Source organism: Marinobacter fuscus, from assembly GCF_003007675.1.
GTDB classification, from domain to species: domain Bacteria; phylum Pseudomonadota; class Gammaproteobacteria; order Pseudomonadales; family Oleiphilaceae; genus Marinobacter; species Marinobacter fuscus.
This window is the reverse complement of sequence record NZ_PXNP01000083.1, coordinates 22,094-49,027: the sequence shown is the minus strand read 5'-3', so window position 1 is coordinate 49,027 and position 26,934 is coordinate 22,094. Positions and strand designations below refer to the sequence as shown.

Annotated in this window: 27 protein-coding genes; 25 read left to right on the top strand and 2 right to left on the bottom strand. The window is 58.5% G+C overall.

What is annotated here, in order from left to right; translation table 11 throughout:
- Nucleotides 1–153 precede the first annotated feature (153 nt).
- The 16 genes from flhA (at nt 154) to C7H09_RS11010 (ending at nt 17,832) form a co-directional block, all read left to right on the top strand.
- Nucleotides 154–2,328, top strand: coding sequence for a flagellar biosynthesis protein FlhA (gene flhA / locus C7H09_RS11085; RefSeq protein WP_106762572.1), 2,175 nt, complete (start codon nt 154–156; stop codon nt 2,326–2,328).
- A 58-nt stretch (nt 2,329–2,386) separates the two neighbouring features.
- Nucleotides 2,387–3,697: a flagellar biosynthesis GTPase FlhF gene (gene flhF, locus C7H09_RS11080; RefSeq protein WP_106762571.1), complete on the top strand. Its 1,311-nt coding sequence runs from the start codon at nt 2,387–2,389 to the stop codon at nt 3,695–3,697.
- A gap of 68 nt (nt 3,698–3,765) precedes the next feature.
- Nucleotides 3,766–4,578 (top strand): MinD/ParA family protein, encoded by an 813-nt coding sequence (locus C7H09_RS11075; RefSeq protein ID WP_106762570.1) that lies wholly within the window; start codon nt 3,766–3,768, stop codon nt 4,576–4,578.
- 31 nt (nt 4,579–4,609) lie between these two features.
- A complete protein-coding gene (locus C7H09_RS11070; RefSeq protein WP_106762569.1) occupies nt 4,610–5,353 on the top strand; it encodes an RNA polymerase sigma factor FliA in 744 nt (247 codons plus the stop codon).
- 94 nt (nt 5,354–5,447) lie between these two features.
- Nucleotides 5,448–5,831 (top strand): chemotaxis response regulator CheY, encoded by a 384-nt coding sequence (gene cheY, locus C7H09_RS11065; RefSeq protein WP_106762568.1) that lies wholly within the window; start codon nt 5,448–5,450, stop codon nt 5,829–5,831.
- A 21-nt stretch (nt 5,832–5,852) separates the two neighbouring features.
- On the top strand, nt 5,853–6,638 hold the full coding sequence (locus C7H09_RS11060; RefSeq protein WP_106762567.1) for a protein phosphatase CheZ: 786 nt from the start codon (nt 5,853–5,855) through the stop codon (nt 6,636–6,638).
- Between the two features lie 26 nt (nt 6,639–6,664).
- Nucleotides 6,665–8,761 carry a chemotaxis protein CheA gene (locus C7H09_RS11055; protein WP_106762566.1) on the top strand — a complete coding sequence of 699 codons (2,097 nt, stop codon included), beginning with the start codon at nt 6,665–6,667 and terminating at the stop codon, nt 8,759–8,761.
- A gap of 84 nt (nt 8,762–8,845) precedes the next feature.
- On the top strand, nt 8,846–10,006 hold the full coding sequence (locus C7H09_RS11050) for a protein-glutamate methylesterase/protein-glutamine glutaminase (protein WP_106762565.1): 1,161 nt from the start codon (nt 8,846–8,848) through the stop codon (nt 10,004–10,006).
- Nucleotides 10,006–10,746: a flagellar motor protein gene (locus C7H09_RS11045; RefSeq protein WP_106762564.1), complete on the top strand. Its 741-nt coding sequence runs from the start codon at nt 10,006–10,008 to the stop codon at nt 10,744–10,746. Before C7H09_RS11050 ends, C7H09_RS11045 begins: the two co-directional genes overlap by 1 nt.
- 18 nt (nt 10,747–10,764) lie before the next feature.
- Entirely contained in the window at nt 10,765–11,565 is an 801-nt protein-coding gene (gene motD / locus C7H09_RS11040) for a flagellar motor protein MotD (protein ID WP_106762563.1), read from the top strand.
- A 190-nt stretch (nt 11,566–11,755) separates the two neighbouring features.
- Complete coding sequence (locus tag C7H09_RS11035; protein WP_106762562.1) at nt 11,756–12,553, top strand: ParA family protein; 798 nt, start codon at nt 11,756–11,758, stop codon at nt 12,551–12,553.
- Complete coding sequence (locus tag C7H09_RS11030; protein ID WP_106762561.1) at nt 12,546–13,361, top strand: chemotaxis protein CheW; 816 nt, start codon at nt 12,546–12,548, stop codon at nt 13,359–13,361. Before C7H09_RS11035 ends, C7H09_RS11030 begins: the two co-directional genes overlap by 8 nt.
- Nucleotides 13,362–13,485: 124 nt before the next feature.
- Nucleotides 13,486–13,974 (top strand): chemotaxis protein CheW, encoded by a 489-nt coding sequence (locus C7H09_RS11025; protein ID WP_106762560.1) that lies wholly within the window; start codon nt 13,486–13,488, stop codon nt 13,972–13,974.
- Nucleotides 13,975–14,033: 59 nt separating this feature from the next.
- Complete coding sequence (locus C7H09_RS11020; protein ID WP_106762559.1) at nt 14,034–14,426, top strand: DUF2802 domain-containing protein; 393 nt, start codon at nt 14,034–14,036, stop codon at nt 14,424–14,426.
- A 26-nt stretch (nt 14,427–14,452) separates the two neighbouring features.
- Nucleotides 14,453–16,732 (top strand): ATPase, T2SS/T4P/T4SS family, encoded by a 2,280-nt coding sequence (locus C7H09_RS11015; RefSeq protein WP_106762558.1) that lies wholly within the window; start codon nt 14,453–14,455, stop codon nt 16,730–16,732.
- The gene (locus C7H09_RS11010) at nt 16,729–17,832 is read left to right on the top strand and encodes an ATP-binding protein (protein ID WP_106762557.1); all 1,104 of its coding nucleotides are present in this window, start codon (nt 16,729–16,731) and stop codon (nt 17,830–17,832) included. The genes C7H09_RS11015 and C7H09_RS11010 overlap by 4 nt, the downstream gene beginning before the upstream one ends.
- Here C7H09_RS11010 and C7H09_RS11005 read toward each other — a convergent pair.
- Both C7H09_RS11005 and fliK read right to left on the bottom strand, forming a co-directional pair.
- Nucleotides 17,818–18,132, bottom strand: a complete 315-nt coding sequence (locus C7H09_RS11005) for an EscU/YscU/HrcU family type III secretion system export apparatus switch protein (protein ID WP_106762556.1) — start codon at nt 18,130–18,132, stop codon at nt 17,818–17,820. The genes C7H09_RS11010 and C7H09_RS11005 overlap by 15 nt on opposite strands.
- On the bottom strand, nt 18,129–19,385 hold the full coding sequence (fliK, locus tag C7H09_RS11000; protein WP_240616566.1) for a flagellar hook-length control protein FliK: 1,257 nt from the start codon (nt 19,383–19,385) through the stop codon (nt 18,129–18,131). Before fliK ends, C7H09_RS11005 begins: the two co-directional genes overlap by 4 nt.
- Before the next feature lie 273 nt (nt 19,386–19,658).
- Here fliK and ccmA point away from each other — a divergent pair, with 273 nt between their 5' ends.
- Genes ccmA through ccmI form a run of 9 tightly spaced genes read left to right on the top strand, consistent with a single transcriptional unit; the run spans nt 19,659 to nt 26,898 of the window.
- Nucleotides 19,659–20,297 (top strand): cytochrome c biogenesis heme-transporting ATPase CcmA, encoded by a 639-nt coding sequence (gene ccmA / locus C7H09_RS10995; protein WP_106762554.1) that lies wholly within the window; start codon nt 19,659–19,661, stop codon nt 20,295–20,297.
- Nucleotides 20,287–21,012 (top strand): heme exporter protein CcmB, encoded by a 726-nt coding sequence (gene ccmB / locus C7H09_RS10990; RefSeq protein ID WP_106762553.1) that lies wholly within the window; start codon nt 20,287–20,289, stop codon nt 21,010–21,012. Before ccmA ends, ccmB begins: the two co-directional genes overlap by 11 nt.
- A 55-nt stretch (nt 21,013–21,067) precedes the next feature.
- Nucleotides 21,068–21,811 (top strand): heme ABC transporter permease CcmC, encoded by a 744-nt coding sequence (ccmC, locus tag C7H09_RS10985; protein ID WP_106762552.1) that lies wholly within the window; start codon nt 21,068–21,070, stop codon nt 21,809–21,811.
- 3 nt (nt 21,812–21,814) lie between these two features.
- A complete protein-coding gene (gene ccmD / locus C7H09_RS10980; RefSeq protein WP_106762551.1) occupies nt 21,815–22,051 on the top strand; it encodes a heme exporter protein CcmD in 237 nt (78 codons plus the stop codon).
- 14 nt (nt 22,052–22,065) lie between these two features.
- Nucleotides 22,066–22,545 (top strand): cytochrome c maturation protein CcmE, encoded by a 480-nt coding sequence (ccmE, locus tag C7H09_RS10975; RefSeq protein WP_106762550.1) that lies wholly within the window; start codon nt 22,066–22,068, stop codon nt 22,543–22,545.
- Between the two features lie 35 nt (nt 22,546–22,580).
- Nucleotides 22,581–24,575: a heme lyase CcmF/NrfE family subunit gene (locus tag C7H09_RS10970; RefSeq protein WP_106762549.1), complete on the top strand. Its 1,995-nt coding sequence runs from the start codon at nt 22,581–22,583 to the stop codon at nt 24,573–24,575.
- Entirely contained in the window at nt 24,572–25,108 is a 537-nt protein-coding gene (locus tag C7H09_RS10965) for a DsbE family thiol:disulfide interchange protein (protein WP_106762548.1), read from the top strand. Before C7H09_RS10970 ends, C7H09_RS10965 begins: the two co-directional genes overlap by 4 nt.
- Complete coding sequence (locus tag C7H09_RS10960) at nt 25,108–25,590, top strand: cytochrome c-type biogenesis protein (protein ID WP_106762547.1); 483 nt, start codon at nt 25,108–25,110, stop codon at nt 25,588–25,590. The genes C7H09_RS10965 and C7H09_RS10960 overlap by 1 nt, the downstream gene beginning before the upstream one ends.
- A 33-nt stretch (nt 25,591–25,623) precedes the next feature.
- Nucleotides 25,624–26,898, top strand: a complete 1,275-nt coding sequence (gene ccmI, locus C7H09_RS10955) for a c-type cytochrome biogenesis protein CcmI (RefSeq protein ID WP_106762546.1) — start codon at nt 25,624–25,626, stop codon at nt 26,896–26,898.
- Nucleotides 26,899–26,934: the final 36 nt, after the last annotated feature.

Sequence of the window (26,934 nt, the reverse complement as noted above, 5' to 3'; positions counted from 1 at the left end):
GTCCGCTGCGTCAGGCGCTGGTGGCGCAGGATTGGATCAAATTTTCTGCATGGTGGTATGGATTTTGCGACACACCATGGCAAGCGAAGTTCCGCGTCAGAATTCCGACTCGGGAATCTTTCCAAACCTCAGATGTGTGGAGACAGATCCGGCATGGACAGAGCGCTGGTCCTGAATAATGTCAAATCCCTGACGCGGGGAAGTATCGGTATTCCCTTAATGTTGATGGGATTGCTTGGCATGATGATCCTGCCGATGCCTGCGTTCCTGCTGGACGTGTTCTTCACCTTCAACATTACCTTGTCCATCGTCATCCTGCTGGTGTGTGTCTACGCACTGCGGCCGATGGAGTTTGCGTCTTTCCCCACGGTGTTGCTGGTAGCGACCTTGCTGCGCCTGGGGCTGAACGTGGCGTCCACTCGGATTGTGCTGCTCAATGGCCACGAGGGTGGTGACGCTGCCGGTAAGGTGATCGAGTCTTTCGGTGCTGTGTTGATTGGTGGTAACTACGCCGTGGGCCTGGTGGTGTTTGCCATTCTGATGATCATCAACTTTCTGGTGGTTACCAAGGGTGCGGGCCGTGTCTCGGAAGTTAGCGCCCGCTTTACCCTTGATGCCATGCCGGGCAAGCAGATGGCAATCGATGCCGATCTCAACGCCGGGCTGATCAATCAGGATGAGGCCAAGGCCCGGCGTTCGGAAATTGCCCAGGAGGCAGACTTCTACGGCTCCATGGACGGTGCGTCCAAGTTTGTCAAAGGCGACGCGGTGGCTGGCTTGCTGATTCTCGCCATCAATATTGTTGGCGGGGTGGCTATCGGTATGCTGCAGCACGGTCTGGACTTTGGTCTGGCTATGCAGCGCTATGCTCTGCTGACCATCGGTGATGGTCTGGTTGCGCAAATTCCCTCGCTATTGCTGTCCACGTCGGCGGCCATCATGGTCACCCGGGTCACCTCCAGCCAGGATATGGGTGGCCAGATTATCCAGCAGATGTTCAGCGCGCCGAAAGCGCTGGGGATTGCGGCGGCGATCCTCATTCTGTTGGGGCTGATTCCGGGTATGCCGCACGTGGCTTTCCTGGGGCTGGGGCTGCTGGCGGCGGGTGCTGCCTGGCTGATCTGGAAAAAGCAGCAGCAAACCGTTGAGGAAGGCGGTGGTTTTGTCAGCCGTGGCGCAGCGCCAGGGGCCGGTGCCCGCCCGGGTGCCGAGATCTCTGCCGATCGCCCTGGTGGTGACGGGCAAGCATTGCCAGCACCGGGCGAGACCCGGGAGCTGGGGTGGGATGACGTTGCCACGGTCGATATTGTCGGGCTGGAAGTGGGGTATCGCCTGATCCCGCTGGTGGACAAGTCCCAGGGCGGTCAATTGCTGAGCCGTATCAAGGGCGTTCGCAAGAAGCTGTCCCAGGATCTCGGTTTTCTGATGCCGTCGGTTCATATTCGGGACAACCTGGATCTGATGCCCAATGTTTACCGCATCACCCTGATGGGGGTGACCATTGCTGAAGCCGAGATTCATCCGGAGCGTGAACTGGCGATTGATCCGGGCCAGGTGTTCGGCAAGGTGGAGGGCATTGCCGGAAAAGATCCGGCTTTTGGCCTGGATGCCATCTGGATAGAGCCGGACAAAAAGGACCAGGCCCAGACCCTCGGCTACACCGTAGTGGATGCCAGCACGGTGGTGGCCACGCACCTGAACCAGATTCTGCAAAAACATGCCCATGAACTGATTGGTCACGAGGAAGCCCAGAAGTGGCTGGATCAGCTGGAGAAGATCTCGCCGAAGCTGGCAGAAGAGCTGGTGCCGACCAGTATTTCCATCAGTATCTTGCTGAAAGTGCTTCAAAACCTGCTGAAAGAAGAAGTGCCTGTTCGGGATATGCGCTCCATTGCCGAGGCGATCGTTAACCTGCATCCGCGCAGTCAGGATCCCAAAACCTTGACGACAGTGGCCCGCCAGGCGTTGCGCCGGATGATTATTCAGAGCATTTGCGGCAACGACGCCGAGATTCCGGTTATCACTCTGGATCCGGATCTGGAACAGTTATTGCTTAAGTCTGTACAGCAGAGTCAACAAACTGGCGGTCAGGACGATATCGGCCTGGTACTGGAACCCAACATGGTCGAGAAGCTGCAACGATCCCTTCAGGACAGCGTGCAGCGCCAGGAAATGCTTGGTAAACCTGCGATTCTTCTGGTGTCCGGGCCCTTGCGGCCGGTGCTTGCGAAGTTTGCCAGTTACGGGGTTGAGCGTTTGCATGTGTTGTCTTACCAGGAAGTACCAGACAACAAACAGATTACGATTGTGGCCTCTGTCGGCCAGTAAGCCCGGCAGAGTAATTCGGCAAACCCTTCAGGGCTTGCCGGTTGGAGGATGAAGCATCATGAAAGTAAAACGGTTTTTTGCACAGTCCATGGCCGAGGCCCTCAAGCAGGTGAGCCATGAAATGGGGCCGGATGCCGTTATTCTGTCAAACCGTCGGGTAGACGGTGGTGTGGAAATCGTAACTGCTCTCGATTACGACGAAAATATGGCGCGTCAGCGCCTGGGTGAGCAGTCGGCACAGGCAACCAATGGTGCCCGGCTGGCGGAAATGCAGGCGGAGCAGCACCGCAGGCTGGAAGACGAACTGGGTCGGTCCCGCACGCGCATCCGCGAAGTCCGTGAGCGTCGGGGAAGTGTTGCTACGCAGTCCCCGTCGGATACGACCTTCACTGCATTCGATGCGCAGTCGTCGGATGACTGGCAGCCGGAGCCCGCAGTTGTCGCGAATGGGCCATCTGCCGGGGCAGGTTACGCCGATGAGCTCGCCAGCATGAGGGCAGAGATCAGTTCACTGCGGGATCTGATGAAAGGGCAGGTGCCAGCGGCGGCAGTGCAGGCGGATGGCCCGAATGCCGTTCAGCAGCGGCTTGCTGAACGCCTGCAGGAATTGGGGCTGGGTGCTGAGCTGGCGAATTCCCTGTCGCGCCAGCACCGTGCCGGACGCCTGGAAGAGGGCTGGAAGCAATCGCTGAAAATGCTGGCGACCGGTGTGCGTACACCCCGGGAGGACTGGCTGGATGCTGGCGGTGTCTACGCATTGGTGGGGCCGACCGGTTCGGGAAAAACCACCACCATCGGCAAGCTCGCGGCTCGCTATGTACTGGAGCATGGGCCGGATTCCCTGGCACTGGTGACAACCGATCGTTACCGGGTAGCGGCCCACGAACAGCTGTTTGTGTTTGGCCGGATTCTGAATGTGCCGGTTCGGGTGGTGGACGAGAGCCATTCCCTGGATGATATTCTGGACGACCTGTCAGACCGGCATCTGGTACTGATTGATACTGCGGGCCTTACCAGTGCCGACCGTGGCTACCAGGAGCAGCTGACTGAGCTGGCACGAAGCCATCATGATATCCGGACACATCTGGTGGTGTCGGCCACCAGCCAGCCGCGCATCATGAAATCCGTGTGGCATTGCTATAAGATGGCGGGGCCGTCAGGCTGTATCATGACCAAGATTGATGAGGCGCTGACACTGGGCGAAGTGTTGGGGTTTGTGATGGAAACCGGTTTGCCGGTGGCCTGGTACACCAACGGCCAGAAGATCCCGGAAGACCTGCACCGGGCAGAGGCGGTTCCCCTGGTACGCCTGAGTGTTGAACGGCTGAAGGCCCTGCAGGCCCCCCAACAGGTTGCAGAAGGTGCCTGAGCGGGCGCAGCGAACAATAATGCCGGCCTTGTGCCCTTACAAGAACGAAGTAAGAGACTGAAAACAGTATGAGCAAACCACATCCGGTTCAGGTAATTGCGGTTTCCGGCGGCAAGGGCGGTGTCGGCAAAAGTAACGTGTCGGTCAACCTGGGTATCGCTCTGGCAGAAAAAGGGCGCCGCGTGGTGCTGCTCGACGCCGACCTGGGGCTTGCCAATATCGACGTACTGCTGGGCATTACCTCGAACCGGAACCTGCAGGACGTCCTCAGTGGTGAGTGCGATCTGAAAGACGTGATGGTTCAGGGGCCGGGTGGCATCCGCATTGTACCCGCATCCTCGGGTACCCAGCGCATGACCCAGCTAAGCCCCATGGAGCATGCGGGCCTGATCAATGCTTTCAGTGAAATCGGTGACCAGATCGACGTGCTGATTGTGGATACCGCCGCCGGTATCTCGGAGGCTGTGGTGAGCTTTCTGCGGGCCTCCCAGGAGTTGTTGCTGGTGGTTTGCGATGAGCCCACATCCATTACCGATGCCTATGCCCTCATCAAGCTGATGAACCGGGACTATGGCACCAACCGTTTCCGCATACTGGCCAACCAGGTGCGCAGCGAGCAGGAAGGCCGTCATCTGTTTGAAAAGTTGACCCGGGTTACCGAGCGTTTTCTTGATGTGGCGCTACAATACGTGGGTAGTGTGCCTTACGACGAAGCCGTCAAGAAAGCGGTACAGCGCCAGAAAGCCGTTCTTGAGGCCTACCCCAGGGCCAAAGCGTCGCTTGCCCTGAAAGCTCTGGCTGAGAAAGTGGATAACTGGCCACTGCCGTCGTCTCCCCGGGGCCACCTGGAGTTTTTCGTGGAGCGGCTCGTCGAAGTCTGATCTTGATTCAGCCCTACAAGACATCGGATGCATGACATTGGCGAATAATCTGGGAATCTATCATCAGGCCGGTAGCCGCAACCCTTCCTTGCTCATTGAGGAGCATGCGCCGCTGGTCAAGAAAATTGCACTGCACCTGATGGCCCGCCTACCCGCCTCGGTTCAGCTTGAGGATCTTATTCAGGCGGGCATGATCGGTTTGCTGGAAGCGGCGCAACGCTATGCCTCGGGCAAAGGCGCGACCTTTGAAACCTACGCAGGCATCCGTATTCGTGGTGCCATGGTAGACGAGATCCGTAAGGGCGACTGGGTGCCCCGCTCGGTACACCGGAATTCCCGCAGGATTGCCGCCGCCATCAAGCAGGTTGAAGACCGCAGTGGCCGTGAAGCCCAGGATGCGGAAGTGGCAGAGGAGTTGGGCGTTTCACTGGAGGACTACCATGCCTCCCTGGCCGACGCCAGCAGTGGGCGATTGTTCAGCCTGGATGAGCTAAACGAAACCGGAGAACTGCCGTTAGAGGAAGCAGAGGCCAGTGATAACCCTTTGGACGGCATTACCTCGGGCGCCTTCCAGCGCAGTCTGGCGGAAGCCATTGAGGCACTGCCGGAGCGGGAAAAGCTGGTGCTCAGCCTGTACTATCAGGAAGAACTCAACCTGAAGGAAATTGGCGCTGTGCTGGGCGTGAGCGAGAGCCGGGTTAGCCAGATTCATAGCCAGGCCGCATTGCGGTTGAGAGGCCGGTTATCGGATTGGCGGGATGCACACAAATCCTGACTCGTATGTCACACAATTAACCATTAAAGTATCGGCCTGCTAACCTTTCAAAAAAGATCGATTAGAGTCCGGGTGTTACTGACTGGAGGTCCCATTGGACAAGAACATGAGAATTCTGATCGTGGACGACTTCTCCACGATGCGACGAATCATCAAGAACCTGTTGCGGGATCTTGGGTTCACCAATACCGACGAAGCCGACGATGGCAATACGGCGCTGCCCATGCTTCGAAGTGGTAAATACGACTTCCTCGTTACCGACTGGAACATGCCCGGCATGTCCGGTTTCGACCTGCTCAAAGCCGTCCGTGCCGATGAAAACCTGAAAAATCTGCCGGTTCTGATGGTGACTGCAGAGGCCAAGCGTGATCAGATTGTGGCAGCAGCACAGGCCGGTGTTAACGGTTACGTGGTCAAGCCTTTTACCGCCGCGGTACTTAAGGAAAAGATCGAGAAAATTTTCGAACGAATCCAGTAACCAGAGGTCGGATGGCTCGCCATGAGTGATAACGAGAGAATTCAGCAGGGCCTCGATCAGGAGGTGACAGCCAAGCTGGCGCAACAGACCTCCGAGCTCGCCGATAGTGTGAATGCGGGTGATTATGTTCGGGCGATGACACTGATCAATGAATTGAGCGAGGTTAGGGATCAGAGTCTGTATCGTGAGGTAGGGCGCCTGACCCGTAGCCTGCACGAAGCGATCCGGAACTTCCAGATTGACCCCACCAGTGCGGAACAGAAAGAAGTTCTGTCGAAAATGACCGATGCTTCCGATCGCTTGTCTTACGTTGTTCAGATGACCGGTCAGGCCGCCAACCGAACCATGGACCTGGTGGAAGAGAGTATGCCGATGGCCCATGCCATGAGAGACGAAGCCGTGGCGCTGCGGGACGAATGGCAGCGGCTGCGCCGACGGGAAATGGAACCGGCAGAGTTTCGCGAGCTGTACGGGCGTATCGATACCTTTTTCAACAGTCTGTCCAGTGATTCCGACAGCCTGTACCAGAACCTGTCCGAGATACTGATTGCCCAGGATTTTCAGGATCTGACCGGCCAGGTAATCCAGAAGGTTACGGCACTGGTGAACGAAGTTGAGGACAACCTGCTGAGCCTGGTGGTGATGGCGGGCAATGTCGATCAGCTGACCGGAACTGTACATCAGATTGAAGAAAAAGAAGAGTCGGCCGAAAAAGGGGTAGGCCCCCAGATCAATGCCGATCGGCGGGAAGATGTTGTTTCGGGGCAGGACGACGTAGATGACCTGCTGTCCAGTCTCGGATTCTGAGATTCTGATCGTAAAGAGGAAAACGCATGGCGTTCGATGCCGACGAAGAGATCCTGCAAGACTTCCTTATTGAAGCTGGCGAGATTCTGGAAAAATTGTCAGAACAGTTGGTGGATCTTGAGCAGCACCCCGACGACAGCGATCTTCTGAATGCCATTTTCCGCGGTTTCCACACGGTAAAGGGCGGCGCAGGCTTCTTACAGCTTGAAGCTCTTGTCAATTGCTGCCATTCCGCGGAAAACGTGTTCGATACCCTTCGCAATCACAAGCGCCAGGTGACTGCGGAGCTGATGGATGTGGTGCTCGAAGCGCTGGACAACGTGAATGCCATGTTCGATCAGGTGCGTAACCGGGAAGAGCCGACACCGGCCCCCGATACCCTGATTGAAGCCCTCGATCAGCTTGCTCGCCCGGAAAGCGAGACAGCGGCGGCAGAGCCCGCTCCGGAACCTGAGCCTGCGGCCAGCAATGCGGGCCAGGAAGACCAGGGCGATATTACCGACGAAGAGTTCGAGCGCCTGCTTGATGCCCTGGCGGATGGCCAGGGTGCGCCTGAAGCAGCACCGGTGCCCGCGGGCGAACCTGACACCGCAGCTGTGGCGGCGGCTGGTGGTGATGACATCACTGACGATGAGTTCGAGGCGTTGCTGGATCAGTTGCACGGCAAAGGGCAGTTTTCCGGTGCGACTGACACGCCGGAGCAGGCGCCGGCGAGCCCGTCCGGAGGCTCGTCCGACCTGATTTCCGACGATGAATTTGAAAGCCTGCTCGATGAACTTCACGGCAAGGGTGGTAGCCCCAGCGCGGCAGCAGCAGATGCCGCGCCTGCTGCCCCCGCTAAAAAAGTTGAACAGCCTGAAAAGACTAAAAAGCCGGTGCCTGAGGAAAGTAAAAAGCCAGCACCCGTACCGGCCAGGGAACCCGCCAAACCCGCCGCGGCAGCGCGTGAGGCTACACCGGCTGGCGAAACAACGGTGCGGGTAGATACCAAGCGCCTGGACGACATCATGAACATGGTGGGTGAACTGGTGCTGGTGCGAAACCGGCTGCAGCGTCTGGGGTCCGAAAGCGAAGACGAGCATATGCACAAGGCGGTGGCCAACCTGGATGTGGTGACCACCGATCTTCAGTCGGCCGTTATGCAAACGCGTATGCAGCCAATTAAAAAGGTATTCGGCCGCTTCCCCCGGGTAGTCCGGGATCTCGCACGCAACATGAAAAAAGAAGTCAATCTGGTGATGCACGGTGAGGACACCGACCTGGACAAGAACCTGGTCGAGGCACTGTCTGATCCGCTGGTTCACCTGGTGCGGAACTCAGTTGACCATGGTGTTGAAGCGCCGGATGTGCGCGAGCAAGCCGGTAAGCCAAGGGCGGGCACGGTGACTCTGTCTGCGGAACAGGAAGGCGACCATATCCTGCTGTCCATTGCCGATGACGGTGCCGGTATGGATGCCAATGTGCTCCGGCGTAAAGCCGTCGAGAAGGGGTTGTTTGAGCAGGATGCGGCCGATCGCCTGACCGACAACGAATGCTATAACCTCATTTTTGCAGCGGGTTTCTCCACCAAAGAGCAGATTTCTGATGTGTCCGGCCGGGGTGTGGGCATGGATGTGGTGAAGACCCGTATCGGACAGCTTAACGGGCAGATCAACATCGTGTCCGAGAAGGGCAAGGGCACCAGCATTATCATCAAGGTTCCGCTTACGCTTGCCATTATGCCAACGCTGATGATCATGCTGGGCGATCAGTCCTTTGCGCTACCACTGGTCAACGTGGTGGAAATCTTCCACCTTGACCTCACCAAAACCAACATTGTCGATGGCAAGGAATGCGTTGTCGTGCGCGAAAAGGTCTTCCCCCTGTTCCACATCAAACGCTGGCTGGTGCACGGTGCTGCCGGTCAGGCAGAACCCGAGAATGCGCATGTGGTGATTGTGGCCATGGGCACCAAGCAGGTTGGTTTCGTGGTGGATCAGCTGGTTGGTCAGGAAGAAGTGGTTATCAAACCGCTAGGGCGGGCTTTGCAGGGAACGCCGGGTATGGCTGGCGCCACGATTACCGGCGACGGACGTATCGCATTGATTATAGACGTGCCCAGTCTGTTGCAGCACTACGGCTAGGCGCCTGCGCGTTACCAATCGTGGTGTGACTTTCAGGCGCGCAGGTTCCTGGGCAGCACTTGCCGGGATTTTCAGGAGAAATGGATGACGGTATCTGTCCTGGTCGTAGACGATTCAGGTTTCTTTCGCAAACGGTTGACGGAGATTCTGACGGCCTCCGGCCAGATCAAGGTTGTGGGTGCGGCCACGAATGGCCGGGAGGGTGTTGAACTGGCCGCCAGGCTTCGTCCGGACGTCATCACCATGGATTATGAAATGCCCGTGATGGACGGGATTTCGGCCGTACGGGAGATCATGCGCAGCAATCCGACGCCGGTGTTAATGTTTTCCTCGCTGACTTATGAAGGTGCGCGGGTGACGCTGGATGCGCTGGAAGCTGGCGCGGTGGATTTTCTGCCGAAGAATTTCGAGGAAATTGCGAGGGATACCAGCGAACTTCAGAAAATTCTGATTCAGCGCATTCTGGATGTTGCTGGCAGCCGCCCCGGCGCCAGGTCTTCTGCGCCGGTTACCCGAACATCGCCACCGGTGCCCAGGCCAAGAACGTCACCGCCGGAACGCCCCGGTTCCGCCGGGGGGGCGGCAGTCCGCCCGGCACGGCCGTTGGCGCCGGAGGCCCGCCGGGAACCCGCGGCGGAACCTGTCCGTAAACCGTCAAGAAAAACGGCCGCCAGGCATTACAGTGTGGTTGGCATAGGCACGTCCACCGGCGGTCCGGTGGCCTTGCAAAAAGTGCTGACGACCTTGCCAGCGTCGTTTCCCTCGCCCATTGTGCTGGTTCAGCATATGCCTGCCAGTTTCACACCGGCTTTTGCCGAGCGCCTGAACAAACTGTGCCGGATTGAAGTTCGGCAGGCTGAGGACGGCGACGTGTTGCGCCCGGGGTTGGCACTGCTTGCGCCGGGAGGCAAACAGATGATGGTGGAAAACCGCGGCGGCCAGGCCCGTGTGCGCATTCTGCCCGGAGACGACAGGCTCAACTATAAACCCTGTGTTGATGTAACGTTCGGCTCTCTGGCCCGCAGCTTTCCCGGTAAGACCCTCGGCGTGATCCTCACCGGCATGGGGGCAGACGGCAAGGAGGGCTGCCGCCTGATGAAGCAGTCTGGCTCGGTGGTCTGGTCCCAGGATGAGAAGACCTCAGTGATCTATGGTATGCCCATGGCCGTTGCCCGGGCAGGGCTGAGTGACGAGATTCTGCCGCTGGAAGAAGTCGGGCCGCGCCTGATCGAGGGCGCCCATTAATGGATATTCTGAGCCTGCTCGGAATCATTCTGGCGTTCGTCGCCATACTGGGTGGAAACCTTCTTGAGGGCGGAGCCGTGAGTTCCCTGTTCAACGGGCCCGCGGCACTGATTGTGATCGGGGGAACCCTTGCCGCCACCATCCTTCAGACCTCATGGCCCATGCTAAAGCGGGCGTTCAATCAGGCTCGCTGGGTGTTCCTGCCGCCCTATATCTCGCTGGAAGATGGTATCGGTAAAGTGATCGACTGGAGCGTCAAGGCCCGCAAGCAGGGGCTGCTGGGGCTTGAAGGCCTGGCTGAAAAGGAGCCGGAGCGCTTTGCCCGCAAGGGCTTACAGCTGCTGGTGGATGGTGCCGAGCCGGAAGCCATCCGCAGTATCATGGAGGTGGATCTGGAAACCCGCGAACAGCGGGATCTGGATTCCGCCCGGGTGTATGAGGCCATGGGCGGGTATTCGCCCACCATCGGCATTATCGGCGCGGTTATGGGGTTGATTCAGGTAATGACCAACCTTGAGGATCCCCAGTCTCTGGGTGGGGGTATTGCGACCGCCTTTGTGGCGACCATCTACGGTGTGGCACTGGCAAACCTGCTGTTCTTTCCGGTGGCAAATAAACTCCGGGGCATCGTGCAGGAGCGAACCAGATACGAAGACATGATGATCGATGGCATTATCGCCATTGCCGAGGGCGAAAACCCGAAATCCATCGAGCTCAAATTGCGTGGATTCCTGCAGTAATGCAGGCAAGGGCCTACTATGCGCAGGCGCAAAATCTCCCCTGAAAGTACCCACAATAAGGAACGCTGGCTGATCTCCTATGCGGATTTCATCACTCTGTTGTTTGCCTTTTTTGTGGTGATGTATTCGGTGTCGTCGGTCAACGAGGGCAAGTACAAGGTGCTGTCGGACACCTTTACCGGTGTGTTCAATGCGCCTCAACGCTCGGTACAGCCTGTCGTGGTGGGAGAGCAGCCGCCGGTTGTCCCAGAGCAACGCCCGCAAGACGTTATTCCGCCACCGGTGGCCGAGGTGCCGCAGCCGACGCAGTCTGATATCGACGCAGAGGCCGAGTCGGCCGCCCGAACCGAAGCACTGCAAAGTATGGCGAATCAGCTTGCCCTGGAATTTGATCAGCTTATCAGCCAGGGTGTGGTCAGCCTTGAAACCAGCAACCAGTGGATCGAGCTTAACCTGCCAAACAGTATGTTGTTCGGCAGCGGAGATGCCGAGCCTCACTACGATTCATTTGAGGTGATTGAAAAGATTGCCGGTGTGTTGCGGGGCAAAGATAATGCGGTCAAGGTTGAGGGCTTCACCGATAATCAGCCCATTCGTACCAGTCGGTTCCCCTCAAACTGGGAGCTATCAACGGCCAGGGCGGCTGCAGTGGCACGGATGCTTACGATGGAGGGAGTGGAGCCGGAACGTCTGGCGGCGGTTGGCTATGGCCAGTACCAGCCGGTTGCCCGCAACGACACCGAGCAGGGGCGTCGGAGAAACCGGCGCGTGGTTTTGCTGATTTCACGGGATGCCAGTATCCGGGGCGCGGTGCGTTAGTTTTTGCTTCTGCCGCAAAGATCCCCTGGCAGCGGTATCTGGCACGTTTTCTGTATTAACTCTCTGTTATGGGCGGAGTCGGCAAATCCTTGCCGCAAACTGTCTGTTCCGTTTCAAGATACCGGTTTTCCTGCCGTTAAACGGGAAAGAAGCCGGGCCATTGGGCCAACCTGTAACCGGAGAATCTGGCGTGCGAATCTGGGCTGTAGCCAATCAGAAAGGTGGCGTAGGAAAAACAACCTCGGTGGTCGCCCTCGGCGGGCTGTTGGCGGGCAGGGGTAAGCGTGTGCTGGTGGTTGATCTTGACCCCCATGGCTCACTCACCAGTTGGTTCGGGTATGATCCGGATACCATTGCCCACAGTGTTTTTGACCTGTTCCAGCATCAGGGCAAGGTTCCGGAAGGGCTACCGGCACAACTGATTACCGAAACCAGTTGCCCCGGTTTGTCGCTGCTGCCAGCCAGTACCGCGCTCGCCACCCTGGAGCGGCGTATGGTCGGTGTTGAGGGCATGGGCCTTATAGTCTCTCGGGCTCTGGCCCAGTTGTGGGATGATTTTGATTATGTGATCCTCGACAACACACCGTCTCTGGGTGTGCTGATGGTGAATGCGCTGGCGGCGGCCCAGTTTCTGGTTATTCCGGTCCAGACCGAGTTTCTGGCAATAAAGGGGCTTGAGCGAATGCTGCACACCCTGCAGATGATCATGCGCTCCCAGAAAAACGAACTGCCGTACATGATTGTGCCCACCCTGTACGACCGGCGAACACAGGCGTCGGTGAAAAGCCTGAATCTTCTGCGTAAAACTTACCAGGATACGCTCTGGCGGTTTGCCGTGCCGGTGGATACCAAATTCCGGGATGCCAGCCAGGCCGGGGTGATTCCGTCTGCGCTGGATGCACAGACCCATGGTGTCCGGGCTTACGATCATCTGCTGGATGATATTCTCAGGCGCAACGGTTCCCTGACAGGGCGGAACCATGGCTGACACAAAAATGACGCAGCTCGCCGCACCGGAGGCGGCCATTGCCAGCTATCTGGATGAGCTGTTGCATACAGCCACGAGCACGGCGCTGCAGGAGGACACACAGGCCGTTAGCCAGCAGCAGGTCGATGTTCAGACCAGGACACAGACCAAAGCCGAGACCGTGAAAGGTGGGGTTCGGGGTGTATCCGCGCCCGCACCGGTTCGGGTAAAGCCAGAGCCAGCCAGGGTTGAGCCCCGTTTAGAAACCGCAACGCGGACAGCCAGCGCGGCAGCTCCGGTATCGGTTGCAGAGTCCGCCTCTGAGGTGGTGCCGGATACCCCGAGCCCGACGCCACCGGTGCGCCCGGACTGGTCTGAAGAACCGTTTGAATGCCTGATCTTCACCGTGGCAGGGCTGCAGTTGGCGGTACCGCTGGTATTGCTGGGAGCGATTCACCGCATTGAAGAGGATATTCGCCCGATTCCCGGCAGCCCGCGCTGGTATATGGGCATGTTGCGCGGGCAGCAGCAGAATCTGAGAGTGGTGGATACCGCTGAGTGGATTATGGCTGGCCGGGTGCCCGAGGGCGCCCGTGATAACTATCGCTTTGTGATTCGTCTGGATGACAGCCGCTGGGGCCTGGCCTGCGATGACGTAGCCCAGTCATTCACGTTGGCGCCGGATCAGGTGCGCTGGCGCACGGCCCGAAGCAAGCGGCCCTGGTTGGCGGGAACGGTGGTGGAGCATATGTGTGCCCTGATTGATGTTCGTACCATGGCTGAGCTTCTGGTGCGGGCCGAACGCGAACATCACCTGGCGCTGGAATAAAACGTTACGCAATGACACGGTGCCATACTGGCACGCTTTGTGCCTTTAACTATAGTATTGGGCACTGACGATGAATTTTTGACGATCAGGTTGCCCGCCGGGCAGCCGAGAAGGAGAGAGCGCTATGGCATCCCCGAGCGGACAGCAAAATCAGGCCCAGGATGATCAGGTATTGCAGTACGTGACATTCCGTCTGGATGATGAAACCTATGGCATTAATGTCATGCAAATCCAGGAGGTGCTCCGGTACACGGAGATAGCGCCGGTTCCCGGGGCTCCGGACTATGTTCTGGGTATCATCAACCTGCGGGGCAACGTGGTTACGGTCATCGATACCCGTCGGCGTTTTGGCCTGGCGGATGCGGAAGTGACCGATGCCACTCGGATTGTGGTGATGGAATCTTCAAGCCAGGTAATGGGCATTCTGGTGGATTCCGTGGCCGAGGTGGTTTACCTGAAGTCCAGTGAGATTGAAACCGCACCAAACGTGGGGAACGAGGAAAGTGCCAAGTTTATCCAGGGTGTGTGCAACAAAAATGGCGAGCTGATCATTCTCGTCGAATTCGACAAAATGCTGTCAGACCACGAGTGGGCTGAAATCGCAGCGCTGTAAGCCGTATACCAGCGCAGTGACGGACGTCTGCCGTGGCACCAACAACGGAGACGTCCGCTATGAACTTTGCTATCCCTTCCTGGTTTCCCTGGGCCTTGACTGCAGGTGCGATTGCTCTGGTTCTGGTACAGGGGCTATTGCACGGGCGCCGGATCCGGGCCCTGCAGACCTCCTTGAAACAACGTTGCGATACCCTAGGCCGTGAACTGCACGCGACAACCAGCGGCAGTCTTGGCGTGGGCCAGCGGCTGGTCAATTGCGAACGGCAGCTGCATGAACTCCGGCACACACTGGAAGAAATGCGCCAGAACGACCCCCTGCGAATCTCCTACGATGAAGCGGCCCGCCTGGTTGATCTTGGCGCCGATATCGACGATCTTATGAATACCTGTGGAATTTCCCGTCCGGAGGCCGAGCTGGTGTCGGCACTGAAGAAGCGGCGCGCAGCCTGAGCCCGTATTGCTATGGAAGCGGCTGAATGAAAAAACTGTATTCGAGGGCTGTTGCAGCCCTATCGGTGATTTCTCGTCATAATTTTGTTACCAGCGCTGATCTTGCACCGTCCATTACCGGGCACTCCATCCCCAGAGAAGAAACCGTTCGCCACCTGCTCGGGTTGATGCCGGAGATAGAACAGGATCAGACTGTAATGCATGTGGGCGGCGGTTCAGGTTATCTGTCGGCGGTTCTGGCACAACTGGCCCATCGGGTCATTTATGTGGATCGCAACCCGGCGTTGGCCCGGAAAGCCAGCGAGCGCTTTACCGGCCAGGGGCTGCATAATATCGACGTTGTGGAAGCGGTGGCAGATTCGCGCCTTAAGGCCGATACGCCCTGTGATCTGATTATTTGTACAACGTTCATCGACACACCGGCCTGCCTGCTGGACAACCTTCGGCCGGGTGGCACGCTGGTTTGCCTTGAAGGACGTGCTGGCCCGGTGCCCAGCCTGGCCATGTTCCAGCGAAAAAACGACGGACTGGAACGCATTCGAACTCTGGGCTGGATTGACTTCAATCGCAATTCCGAACAGATACTCATTGATTTGGGGATGGTGGACGAGTCCACCCTGGCGCAGGCCCGCCATGAGGCTTCATCCGGAAATGAACGGGTGCTCGATATTCTGCGGCGTAAGCTGAACCTGGAAGAAACGGAACTTTACCGCTCACTGGCCCGGCAACGGGGGATGGAATTTGTCGTCGGTGATGACGTGCTCGCGCAGTTGAATACCGGGCTGTTCCGCCATTTTTCCAGAACCTTTCTGGATTTGTCCCGTATGATCCCGGTGGCCCGGGAGGACAGTATGCTGACGGTGATTACCGACGACCCGGATGCCAGGACAGATCAGCTGGAACGCTTGACCCAGGATTACGGAATTGTCTGCAAGTTGGTGACACCGACTGATTTTCGCCGGGTCTGGTCTGCGCTGGATCTGACCGCCAAAGGTAGCCGCTTTGCCGAGGAGCAGGGTGGGGAGGCGTCCGGGCAGATCAGAGGTGATAAAGCCTCGCGGGATTTGCTGGGTCAGGAAAACGATAAACATGTCAGCCCGTATCTGGTGTCGGTTTACGAGGCCATTCTTCTTGATGCGGTGAGCGAGCGCGCCAGTGATATTCACATCGAACAGTATGAAGACCGGGTAAGGGTGCGCTTGCGGGTGGATGGCGATCTGCAGGATCTGCCCCAGTACCAGTTGTCTCCCCGGGAGATCCGGGGCGTAATCAACGTGATCAAATTGCGTGCCGAGCTGAATATTGCCGAGCATCGGCTGCCCCAGGGTGGTCGCTCCCGATTGCAGTTGAGCGGTACGTCCTACGATCTGCGCATCCAGACCCAGCCTTCCCTGCACGGTGAGAACGTGATTATCCGGCTGTTGCCGCAAACCGGCCGCGCCATGACCATTGAAGAGCTGGGGATGTCGCCTGCCATTGGTGCCCACTACCAGCGCCTGCTGGATAACCCGGCGGGTCTGGTGCTTGTGGTTGGGCCAACCGGGTCTGGCAAATCGACGACGCTGTATGCGGGGCTACAGACTCTCGCGGATGATGGCAGGCGCAAAGTCATTACCGTTGAAGACCCGATTGAATATTCCATCGACAACATCCAGCAGACCCGGGTGAGGGCCGATATCGGGTTCAGTTTCGCCGATGCCATGCGGGCCTTCGTTCGTGAAGACCCGGATGTGATTCTGGTAGGCGAAATCCGTGATCAGGAGACGGCGCTGGAAGCGATCAGAGCTTCTCAGACCGGCCACGTTGTGCTGTCTACGCTGCATTGCAACGACGCCGTGGACTCGCTCCAGCGTCTTTACGATTTAGGCATCCATCCTAATTCCATTGCCGGTGAGTTGCTGGCAGTGATTGCCCAGCGCCTGGCAAAGCGGATTTGTCACCACTGCCGGGAGCCTGCCACGGCCTCGCCAGACATTCTTGCCGAGGTATTCCCGGACGGCGTGCCAGCGGATTTCCGCTGCTTTGAAGGCAAAGGCTGCAGCAAGTGCGGTGGCCGGGGCACTCAGGGCAGGGTTGCTATTGTGGAATACATGGAGGTGGACGCAGATGTCCGCAACGCCATTTCCAGCCAGCCCCCGATTGGTGAGTTGCGCTGGCGGGCATTGGATGCGGGCCTGATTACCATGCGGGACAGTGCGCTGGATCATGTGATTGAAGGTGTGATTCCGCTGTCCGAGCTGCCCCGCATTCTGCCCAGGGAACGAATGGCGCCGGAGTTGCGCGGTGGCCGCAGGAGTAACGGATGAAAAGCCAACCACTAACCGCAAAGCCAGCTCAGCGCGAACCTGCCGAGGTTGTCTATCGGCGGGAACTCGACAAGCTGGTGTCGACCGATTCCGGCCCGGTTCCACCCGGCTGGCTGATGTCTCCCGGCAGTGTGGAAAAGTTTCTGCTGGGTGACGAGCATCTGGGCATAGAGCGCAAATTTGTCGCGGATCGGGCTATGGTCGTGCGCATCATTATTTCTCTGTGCACATCCCGTGGGTGTTTGTTGGTGGGCGAGCCGGGTACGGCCAAATCCTGGCTGTCGGAGCTCCTGGCTGCGGCGATTTCCGGTGACTCTACCCTGACGCTTCAGGGCGGCGCGATCAATCAGGTTAGCCAGCTGCTGTATAGCTGGAACGAAGCCTTGTTGCACTCCGAAGGGCCAACCCGCAGGGCTCTGGTGCCCACTCCGCTTCTACGGGGCATGATGGACGGGAGGTTGGTTCGGTTTGAAGAAATTGCCCGTTGCCCCCAGGCCTTGCAGGATGCTTTGCTGTCAGTGTTGTCAGACCGGGTTGTGGTGATCCCTGAGCTGCCCGGAGAAGAGGGTGTGATTTTGGCCCGGCAGGGCTTCAACCTGGTGGCAACTTCCAACAGCGTCGATGAAGGCGTACACCGTATGAGCGCGGCCCTGAAGCGTCGAATGGTGTTTGAGGAAATACGGCCGATACAACACCTTGCTGATGAAATTCAGGTGGTGCTTCGGGAAGTCACACGAACCAACCGGCTGGCGGGTATCGAAGTGCCCCTTGATGAGTCGGTTATTGAGTTGCTGGTTACCTTGTTCCATGAACTGCGTAATGGTCAGACCATGGATGGCCGTAGTACCGACCGCTTGGCCGGGGCAGCCCTGTCAACCGCCGAGGCGGTATCCGTTGCCCATGCTGCCAGCCTGAATGCCTGGTATTACGGCGGTGGCGAAATGACCGTGGAGCATATGATGCACCATGTGGTGGGCTCGGCGCTGAAAGACCAGCCGGAAGACCGGCGGCGTTTGAAGCACTATTTCGAGACGATTGTTGCCCAGCGCAAGGGCCCGAAATGGCAGCAGGTTTACGCCCTGAAGTCATTGATCCGTTGACGACGGAGGCTCCTGAGGCCGTGTATCTTGCGGCGTTCGCCCCCGGATATGAAAGGCGAATGCCAGTATTTCGGCAATCACCCGGTACAGGGATTCAGGGATTTCTTCGTTCAGTGACAGGCGCGCAAGTATGCCTGCCAGTTCGGCGTTCTCATACAGCGGCACACCGCTGTCCCGGGCAATACGGATGATTTCCTCGGCCAGTTCCCAGGTGCCGGTTGCGGATATGATTGGTGCCCGTTCGCCATCGTATTTGAGTGCTACCGCTGCGGGCATGGTGTCTTTGGGAGTGTCTGTCATGCCTTGGTATCCACCAGTCTGTGTTCCAGCCGTGTCTCGCTCTGCCTGGGAAGTCCCCGGCGGCAATCCAGTTCGCCGATGTCCAGCCCCAGATCCTGCAGGCTTTTTCTGAGCAGGGGCAGCTCTTCGTTCACCTTTCGCAGGGTGCTCTGGTGGTCGGCCCAGATCAGGGCGCTAACGGAGGGGTGGCGAAAGGTGACATCAAAATGTATCGGCCCGGCTTCGTCCAGGTCCATCGATAACGACAAGCGCCATTCGCTGGCGTTGGCCCGGGCGGCCTGGCCGGTTTTGTCCTGTTCCTGCCGGTACTCTTCCAGCCGCAGTTGGGCCGTCCTGGGTTCGTTCTGTGGCGTCAGCCAGGGCAGTTCAACCAGCAGGGTGTTCACCGGGGCCCCCGGTTCGGCGCCGGTGCGGGCGTTCAGTGTCTGGCTGTGAAGCTGGTTTACGGTGATCCTGTTCAGCATCCCGGCGAGCAGTCTCAGAGTCTGGCCCACGGTGCTTGTTTCGTTCCCGGTCTGAGGGCTTGCCTGTGTCCCCGGGCGGGGGAACTGCAAAGGGGCTTGCATCAGATCGGGGCTGGCCAGTGGCGTCAGTCGGTTGAATTGCTCCGGGCCAAGGTTTTCACTCGCCAGCAGGGCAGAAACAACCCGGGCCAGTGTGTGTTTCAAATCGGGCAGACGGGTGAGGTCAGCAGGCTTGTGTTGCAGCAGGCTGGCTTCGGCGAATGTACCGGAGTGACTCAGCCATTGCTGAACCCGGGCCGCTGTGATGTCGGATTTTCCCACGCCGGGCTCTAAAGCCGAAGCCGTGGGCAGGTGTTGAATCAGGTTTTGCAGAGCGTCTCTGGCTGCAGTGGGCAAGGGCAGGGCCAGCACTGAAGACGGCAGCTGCCCCGGCCTGGGTGGCGGCCTAAGGCCGGTCTCCAGCGCATTGAGCAGTTGCGCCAGCCCATTCTGCAGGTTCTGTTGCCAGGGCAGGCGTTGAGCCAGAGCTCGGGCTACGGCGCTTTCCGGGCTGGCGAGTAGTTTGCCAGCCAGCTGCAGAGAATCTCCGGCCCGAATCAGTTTCAGCAGGTCGCCGGTGGCCAGGTCGGGCATCTGCTGCCCGGCGGCGACTTTGAGATTGCTGCCGCGTAACTCCAGCAAGAGTTCATAGCTGCCATCTTTCTGCCGCAGAATCTCGGCCACACGAGCCAGTACCGATTCCCGTTCGGCCAGTTTCAGCTCCGCCAGTTGCTGTCGGGCAGAGAGCATTTGCAGAGAGTCCCCTGCCGGGCGTTTTGAGTTTGCGGACAGCCCGGTGTCTTTCTGTGGCCGTGCTGTTTCGCTTGCGGAGATCGGGGGTTGTGGGCCGTTGAGTTTCATTGTTGTCGATTTGATGTCGGGCAAGAGTAATCCTGTGCCGGTTTCGTTATAATACGCGGCGTTGGCAGAGAATGCCCTGAATTCGTGCTGGCACCTGCGAGTGCTTTATAACAGTCACCCCCGATGCCCGCAGCGCATCCAACGCTCTGAAGCGGAGCCCTGATGTCCGAGCCGTTACTGCAGGCGGTCGATCTCGAATGTGAACGAGATGCGCGCCTGCTGTTCCAGAACCTGTCCTTTTCCATACTGCCCGGTACGGTTACCCGTGTCGAGGGCCCCAACGGAACCGGCAAGACGACCCTTCTACGGATACTCGCCGGCCTGAACGATGCCTGGTCGGGAGAACTGCTGTGGTGTGGCCAGGCAAGACACCAGAACCGGGAATCGTTTTTACGCAATACCCTGTATATCGGCCACCGGCCGGGCATAAAGCCTCTGCTGACACCGCTGGAAAATTTGCGGGCGCTGATGGCCCCCCGCCAGCCGGTGCCAGACCAGGTGCTGTTACAGGCTCTTGCCGGCACCGGGCTGGCAGGCTACGAGCACGTGCCCTGTCGCAACCTTTCAGCGGGCCAGCAGCGGCGCGTGGCACTGGCACGGTTGCTGATCGCCGACGAACCCCTGTGGTTGCTCGATGAGGTATTCACCGCGATTGACGCAGCCGGTGTGCAGGCGATTGAAGCCCTGTTGCAACAGCGGGCCGCTGAAGGCGGCGCGGTACTGGTGACGACCCACCACGATCTTGATCTGCCCGGTATGAAGCGGATTACCCTCGGGGGGGAGGTGAATCATGAACGCTGAGGTCCGGCCCGTGATAAAACCTGCCACCGCGTCTGTCGGAACCCTGGCGGCCATGCTGGCGGTGTTCAGCCGGGATGTCCGGGTGGCCTTCCGGCAGCGCCAGGATCTGCTCAATCCGTTGCTCTTCTTTATTATGGTTGTCACCCTGTTCCCTCTGGGGGTCAGCCCGGAAGTTGCTTTTCTGAAACAGTCCGGTGCCGGTATTCTCTGGGTTGCGGCGCTGTTGTCTGTTCTGCTGTCGCTCGACCATCTGTTCCGGCATGATTTCGATGACGGCACGTTGGAGCAGCTGATTTTGCAGCCGCAGCCGTTGTTTCTACTGATCCTGGCCAAAACCGCTGCCCACTGGGTGCTTACCGGCTTACCGCTGGTGTTGCTGGCACCGGTGCTGGGTGTGATGGTGCATCTCGACGGGAACTCTATCGCCATTCTCTGTCTAACGCTGCTGATTGGTACCCCCGTGCTGAGTTTGGTCGGTGCTATCGGGGCAGCACTGACGCTTGGCTTGCGTTCTGCCGGTGTGCTCTTGTCACTGCTGATCATTCCGCTGTACATTCCCGTGCTGATTTTCGGTACCGGTACCGTGGCAGCGGCTGCCGAGGGTGCTCCGGTGGCAGGGTATGTTGCGTTGATGGGGGCCTTTCTGATGCTGGCCGTTACCCTGGCACCGTTTGCCGCAGCGGCGGCATTGCGTATCAGCCTGTCAAACAGCTGACGGAGAGGCATTATGGCGACCAATCAATTGACAATAGTAAGGCGGTGATCAACTGATGTGGCAATTCTTTCACAAACTGGGTTCTCCCAAATGGTTCTTCGGGATTGCAACCCGGTTTATGCCCTGGCTGCTGGCCGCCGGGCTGCTGTTGCTGGCTGCCGGTATTGTCTGGGGGTTGGGCTTTGCGCCCAAGGACTATCTTCAGGGCAACAGTTACCGGATCATCTTTATTCACGTGCCCACGGCCTTTATTGCCCAGTCGATCTACATCATGATGGCATCGGCTGCCGTGGTGACACTGGTCTGGCGGATGAAACTGGCCGATGTCTTCGTCAAGGCTATTGCGCCGGTAGGGCTGGTGCTTACCTTTCTGTCTCTGTTCACTGGAGCGGTCTGGGGCAAGCCAACCTGGGGCACCTGGTGGGTCTGGGATGCCCGCCTGACCTCCATGCTTATTCTGTTGTTCCTGTATGGCGGTGCCATTGCTCTTGACCGGGCGATTGCCGACGAAAAATCGGCGGCCAGGGCGGTTGCGGTGCTGTTGTTGGTGGGCGTTGTCAATATTCCCATCATTCAGTATTCGGTTGAGTGGTGGAACACCCTTCATCAGCCGTCCACGTTCAAGCTCACCGAGAAGCCGTCGATGCCTGCCGAAATGTGGGTGCCTTTGCTGTTGTCGGTGCTGGGGCTTTATCTTCTTTTCGGCTGGCTGGCCTGCTTGAGAATGAAAACCGAAATTTTGATCAGAGAACAGAAAACCCGCTGGGTGAAAGAACTTGTGCTGGCGGGGAGAGGCTGAACCATGGCGTTTGATTCGTTTTCCGCATTTCTTGCCATGGAAGGCCACGGCCCTTACGTATGGGCCTGTTATGGAGTTTTTGCGATTCTGCTGGGCGGCCTGATGATCTGGTCGCGGCGACGCCACCGGTCTGTGCTGGCAGAATGTCGGCGCCGGTATCAGCAGCAGGATCAGCGGGCAAACAAGGGCCAGACAAAAACGGCCGCAACCTTCACCCGCGTTGAAGTTTCCCAGGAATAAACGGCAGGTAACACATGCACCCGATCCGAAAAAAGCGTTTGACCATTGTGCTCTTTCTTGTGGTGGGCATCGCTATTGCAGTTGGTCTTATAACCTATGCGTTGCGCCAGAACATTAACCTGTTCTACGACCCAACCGAAATTGCCGCTGGCAATGCGCCGGTTGATACCCGTATTCGCGCGGGCGGTATGGTGGAAGCGGGCAGTGTAGTGCGGGATACCGAAAGTCTGATTGTGAACTTTCGGGTAACTGACTTTGCCGCTTCGGTACCGGTGCAGTATGAAGGCATTCTGCCCGACCTGTTTGCCGAAGGGCAGGGAGTTGTGGCCATGGGGCGCCTGAACGAGCAGGGCTTGTTTGTGGCCGACCAGGTTCTGGCCAAGCACGATGAGAACTACATGCCGCCGGAAGTGGCTGAGGCGCTGGAGCGTTCTTCCAAGGGGCAGCACAAGGCGGTGAATGCGGAGAAAGCCGCCGAATCTGCCACTTACTGATTTACTCAATTCATAGCTGACGTTGGAGAAACCCGATGTATCCGGAACTCGGACAGCTCGCACTGATTCTCTCGCTGTTGCTGGCAGTGCTCCTTTCGGTTGTGCCGCTCGCCGGTGCCCTGACCGGGCGTGACAGTCTGCAGGCCTTTGCCAGACCGCTGACGTCAGGGATGTTTGTGTTCATTGCGCTGGCGTTCGCCATCCTCACCCACGCATTCGTAACCGACGACTTTTCCGTGGCCTACGTGGCCAATAACAGCAACAGCATGCTGCCCTGGTATTACAAAGTGAGTGCGGTATGGGGAGGCCATGAGGGATCTTTGCTCATGTGGATCCTGATGCTGGTGGGCTGGACTCTGGCGGTGGCGGTGTTCAGCCGAAAGTTGCCGTCGGTGATGATTTCCCAGGTTCTGTCTGTTCTGGGGATGGTGTCGGTGGGTTTTCTGCTGTTCATTATTGTGACGTCCAATCCGTTCGATCGTCTGCTGCCGAACGTACCGGCCGACGGCCAGGATCTTAATCCTCTGCTGCAGGATATTGGCCTGATTCTGCACCCTCCGATGCTCTATATGGGTTATGTGGGCTTTTCTGTGGCCTTTGCCTTTGCCATTGCTGCGTTGATTAATGGTCGGCTGGATGCTGCCTGGGCCCGCTGGTCCCGACCCTGGACTACCGTGGCCTGGTCCTTCCTGACTCTGGGTATCGCTCTGGGTAGCTGGTGGGCCTATTACGAGCTGGGCTGGGGCGGCTGGTGGTTCTGGGATCCGGTGGAAAACGCGTCCCTGTTGCCCTGGTTGTCCGGTACCGCGCTGATGCATTCACTGGCGGTGACGGAAAAACGGGGCGTGTTCAAGAGCTGGACCGTATTGCTGGCCATTGTCACCTTCTCCCTGAGCTTGCTGGGTACCTTCCTGGTGCGCTCGGGCGTGCTTACCTCTGTGCACGCGTTCGCCTCGGACCCCGAGCGTGGCAGCTTCCTGCTGGCTTTGTTGGGCCTTACCATTCTTGCCAGCCTGACGCTCTATGCGTTCCGGGCTCCGGTGGTTCACGTGCGCGCCCGCTACAGTTCTTTGTCCCGGGAAATCTTTCTGCTGCTGAACAACGTGCTTCTGGTGTCTGCAACCTTGCTGGTGGCCATTGGTACTCTGTATCCACTGGTGCTGGACTATCTCGACCTGGGCAAGTTGTCCATCGGCGAGCCCTTCTTTAACACCACCTTCAGCCCGCTGGCGGTAGCCACCGGTCTGCTGCTGGGTGCCGGTGTGTTCTCCCGCTGGAAGAAAACCGATGGTGGCTGGCTGGCTCGCAAGCTGCTCTGGCCGTTGGCGGTCAGTATTCTGGTAAGCGCAGCGGTCATGATCAGTTACGGCGGCTTTGCAGTCTGGGCATTCCTGGGTGTGTTTGCTGCGGTCTGGGTGGCGGTCGCGACGTTCTGGGATCTCTGGGATAAATCAGCCTCACGTCATGGCCGCTGGCATGGTCTGCAGCGCCAGTCCCGCAGTTACTGGGGCATGGTACTGGGCCATCTTGGACTGGCCATGGTGATGGCGGGTGCGACTGTGGTATCCAACTACGGAATTGAGCGGGACGTGCGCATGCAGCCGGGTGACCGGGCTACCGTGGGCGATTATGAGATTGTCTTCGTTGGTATTGGTGAGCGTCGTGGGCCCAACTTCACCGCTCAGTACGGCAGCTTTGATGTTTATCTCGATGGCAATCTTGTCACCGACCTGCATCCGGAAAAACGGCAGTATCCGGTAGGGATGAGTGTGATGACGGAAGCTGATATCGATGCCGGTTTGTTCCGGGATGTGTTTGTGGCCATCGGTGAGCGTATCAGCGACGATGCCTGGGCGATCCGGGTTCAATACAAGCCGCTGGTGCGCTGGTTGTGGCTGGGTGCGCTGATTATGGCGATTGGCGGATTCCTGGCGATTGCCGACAAGCGTTACCGCATCCGGGTGCGTGATGAGCAATCTGCGAAACCGGCATCTGCGGCGGGCGGCAAGGCTGTGGAGGCCACGCCATGAAACGGGTCTTTCTGTTCGTTCCCTTGTTGGCAGCCCTGGTGGTTGGTGTGTTTTTGTTTGCCGGTCTGGGCAAGGATCCCACCACGCTGGAGTCGGTTCTGGTGGGTAAGCCTGTTCCGGAATTCAGCCTGGAGTCACTGGACGACCCGGATGTCACCCTGGATAGATCGGTACTTGAAGGGAAGGTATCACTGCTGAACGTCTGGGCGGAATGGTGCCCCTCCTGCTGGGATGAGCACGAGTATCTTTCTTACCTGGCAAAGGAGCAGGGGGTTCGAATCGTTGGCCTGAACTACAAGGATCAGCGCGAGACGGCCTTCCGTTTCCTGAACCGCCTTGGCAACCCCTACGACACCATTATCTTCGACCCCAAGGGCACGCTGGGCTTTGACCTGGGCGTATACGGTGCCCCGGAGACTTTCGTTATTGATGCCGAGGGAGTTGTCCGCTATCGCCACGTTGGCGTGGTTAACGAACAGGTTTGGCGGCAAAAGTTGTTGCCAGCCATGAATGATGCAAGGGGGAATGGTTGATGAGGGTTTTCTATGCTGCCTTGTTTGTCGTTCTGGCGTTCGCGGGCCAGGCGAGCGCCGACGTGGCCGAAGTTTATGACTTTGCTACCCGGGCCGAAGAGCAGCGTTATCAGCAACTGATTTCGGAATTGCGCTGCCCCAAATGCCAAAACCAGAATATTGCCGATTCCAATGCGCCCATTTCCAAGGATATGCGGGACGAGGTGTACCGGATGATGCAGGACGGCGCCAGCAACGACGATATTGTCGGTGCGCTGGTAGACCGGTTCGGGGAATTTGTGCAGTACAAACCGCCCCTGGATAAACGCACCATTGTGCTGTGGGCGTTTCCAGCCATTGCCACTCTGGGTGGGCTGTTGGTTGTGGTGGGTGTGATCTGGCGGGCGCGGCGCAGAGGTGGCGAGCCAGCTTTGAGTGCCGAAGACAGAGCCCGGGCGGAGCAGATACTGGCCAGTCAGAGCAAAAGCGATCGCCAGCGATAGTTTTCATTCAATCAGCCAAGTGACGATATTCCCATGACCGATACATTCTGGATTGCCGGAACCGTTCTTATTCTGGCGGCCCTGACGTTTGTGCTTTATCCGGTGTTTTTTCACAGGCCCAAAGCCCGGCTTGAGGCGGACTTCCGAAATCAGAACTTACTGGCCTACCGCACGCGGCTGGAAGAGCTTGATCGCGAGCACGACGCGGGTGTTCTTGATGACGAGAGCTATCAGCAACTGAAGGAAGAACTGGCCGGGGCCATGCTGGACGATGTGCCCGAGAAGGTGGTGGCAGAGAAGCGGGTGCCCGGGCGTCGAAGTGCAGTGGCGGTGGGTTTGCTGGGGCTCATAGTCTTACCTGTGGGTAGCTATTTCGGCTATCAGAAGTGGGGTGCGATGGATCAGCTGGAGCAGTTCATTGCCATGCAGGAAATGAACGCCACCGGTGAGAACCAGAGAGAGCGGATGTCTGGCCTGGCAGACGAATTGCGGGCCCGGCTGGAGCAAAGCCCGGATAATGCAGATGGCTGGGCCATGCTTGGGCAGACTTACATGCGTCTTGAACGTTATCCGGAGGCTGCAGACGTCTATCGCCGCCTGGCCGGGGTTGTCGCCGATGACCCGAAATCCAGCGCCGTGGCCCTGGGCCTGTCGGCTCAGGCCGGTTACTTTGCCAGTGAAGGCGAGCTGACGCCACAGGTGCGCGATGCAATTGCTGCGGCCCGTGATCTCAACCCGGATGAGGTGAACTCGCTGGGCCTGCTGGGCATTTCCGCATTCGGCCAGCAGAGGTATCAGCAGGCCATTGAATACTGGGAGCGAATTCTGCAGGTGGCCCCGGATCATCCGCAGATTGCCGCTATCCAGGGGGGGGTGGATGAGGCCTACCGGCGCCTTGGCCAGACACCGCCGGGCGCCTCGCAACCGGCAGCACCCCTGGCGTCAGGGCCGGGTGTGTCAGTGCGGGTATCGCTTGAAGAGAACTTTCGGTCCCGGGTGAACCCGGCAACCGTTCTGTTCATTTTTGCCCGCCCTGCGGGCGCGAGGGGTGGAGCTCCGGTGGCGGTTGCACGCTTGACAGCCGCTGATCTGCCGGCCGATATTCGACTGGATGATCGCTATGCCATGTCGCCGGAAACCGCCATTTCCTCTCAGGAGCAGGTGGTTGTGGTGGCTCGCCTCAGCCGTTCCGGCAGTGTCAGCCCCCAGCCAGGGGACTTTGAAGGACAGTTAGAGGCCGAGGTGATCCCGTTGGCAGATGCCAGTGAGCCTCTGGATCTGGTGATCAATCGAGAACTGACCAACTAAGCTGAGCAGAAAGCCCGTCGTATCGACGGGCTTTCT